The 1996-nt window shown below is 68.6% G+C and carries 3 protein-coding genes; 2 read left to right on the forward strand and 1 reads right to left on the reverse strand.

Translation table 11 applies throughout. The features are described 5' to 3' along the window. The coding region (locus tag G3N99_RS39530; protein WP_206125114.1) for a DNA-processing protein DprA at positions 1 to 519 on the reverse strand (519 nt) is incomplete at its 3' end. 185 nt (positions 520 to 704) lie between these two features. Between G3N99_RS39530 and def the strand changes: the two genes are divergently transcribed. Both def and fmt read left to right on the forward strand, forming a co-directional pair. Beyond that, entirely contained in the window at positions 705 to 1208 is a 504-nt protein-coding gene (def, locus tag G3N99_RS39535) for a peptide deformylase (protein ID WP_011353573.1), read from the forward strand. 34 nt (positions 1209 to 1242) lie between these two features. Beyond that, positions 1243 to 1996 (forward strand): methionyl-tRNA formyltransferase (fmt, locus tag G3N99_RS39540; protein WP_206125115.1); only part of this gene is annotated, 754 nt, incomplete at its 3' end.

The following is a 1996-nucleotide window of genomic DNA, read 5'->3' on the forward strand; positions in this document are numbered from 1 at the left end:
TGCGAGGCCCGACACGACCGGAAGCCCGGCGTCGGACAGTTCGCGTGCGAAGCGCGTCGCGTCGGCAAGACCCTGCGGCGTTGCGTGACGGCTGCCGACCACGGCGACACTGCGCGCGTGCAGCAGGTCGAGCCGGCCCTTTACATATAGCAGTGGCGGCGGATCGTGCAGGTCGCGCAGCCGCGGCGGGTAGGCCGGATCGTTGAGCGTGACGAGCGCATTGCCCGGCGCGTCGAGCCACGCGAGCGCGGCGCCGGTGCGGGTGTCGAGATCGTTGCGCTCGCTCGCGCGCACGGCCTTGGCGGCGGCAGGGCTGGTTACGGCGGCGATGGCCTTGTCGGACGCACGCAGCAGCGCGTCCGGCGAGCCGAACGCATCGAGCAGTGCCTGCAGCACGACGGGCGCGAGGCCGGGCGCATGCGCGAGCTGCAGCCACGCGCGCACGGCGGAGGTGGTCAGCGCTTGCGGCGACATGAGGCACCCCTCGAATGCGGTGGCCAGCGGACCGCGTGGCGCCATGATAAAATTTTCATCATCCGAAATACTCGACAGGGCCGCGCGCGCAGGCGCCCGGCCAATTGCAGGAGGCATGATCCGCGGCATTGATTCGCCGCGCGTCCGCCTCATCTTCATTGCATCCCGGCGGCAGCGCCAGCTGGCCGGATGGCCGATGCGGCACGCCGCTCCACCGAATACCGAACGCCATGGCTTTACTCAATATTCTTCATTACCCCGACAAGCGGCTGCACAAGGTCGCGAAGCCCGTCGACAAGGTCGACGACCGGATCCGCAAGCTCGTCGCCGACATGGCCGAGACCATGTATGCGGCGCCGGGCATCGGCCTTGCGGCCACGCAGGTCGACGTGCACGAGCGCGTGATCGTGATCGACGTCTCCGAGGAGAAGAACGAGCTGCGCGCGTTCATCAACCCCGAGATCGTGTGGTCGAGCGATGAAAAGCAGATCTATGAAGAGGGCTGCCTGTCGGTGCCCGGCATCTACGACGAAGTCGAGCGTCCCGATCACGTGCGTGTGCGCGCGCTCAACGAGCAGGGCGAGACCTTCGAGCTCGACTGCGAGGGCCTGCTGGCCGTGTGCGTCCAGCACGAGATGGATCACCTGATGGGGCGCGTGTTCGTCGAATACCTGTCGCCGCTCAAGCAGACGCGCATCAAGACGAAGATGAAGAAACTCGAACGCGCGATGTAACGCGCGTCCGCCTTGCCCGACCCCGAACGCTGTCATGACCCATACGTTGCGCGTAGTTTTTGCCGGCACGCCGGAATTCGCCGCGGCTGCCCTCGCCGCGATCCACGAGGCCGGTTTTCCGGTGCCGCTCGTGCTCACCCAGCCCGATCGCCCTGCCGGGCGCGGGATGAAATTGCAGGCGAGCGCGGTGAAGCGCTACGCCGTCGAGCACGGGATGCCCGTCGCGCAACCACCGTCGCTGCGCCGTGCGGGCAAGTACCCGGCGGAGGCGGCCGACGCGATCGAGCTGCTGCGCTCGACCCCGCATGACGTGATGGTGGTCGCCGCATACGGCCTGCTGCTGCCGCAGGAAGTGCTCGACATTCCGCGCGACGGCTGCATCAACATTCACGCGTCGCTGCTGCCGCGCTGGCGCGGCGCCGCGCCGATCCACCGCGCGATCGAGGCCGGCGACGCCGAAACGGGCGTCACGCTGATGCAGATGGACATCGGCCTCGACACCGGCGCGATGATCGAGGAAGCACGCATCGCGATCGCACCCGACGAGACGACCGCGACGCTGCACGACCGGCTCGCCGCCGAAGGCGCGCGACTGATCGTCGACGCGCTCGTGCAGCTCGAGCGCGACGGCGTGCTGCCGGCGACGCCGCAACCGGCCGACGGCGTGACCTATGCGGAAAAGATCGGCAAGCACGAAGCGGCGCTCGACTGGCGCAAGCCGGCCGACGTGCTTGCGCGCCAGGTGCGTGCGTTCGATCCGTTCCCGGGCGGCGTCGCGACGCTCGACG

It is taken from the genome of Burkholderia sp. Ac-20392 (assembly GCF_017104585.1).
Lineage (GTDB): Bacteria > Pseudomonadota > Gammaproteobacteria > Burkholderiales > Burkholderiaceae > Burkholderia > Burkholderia lata.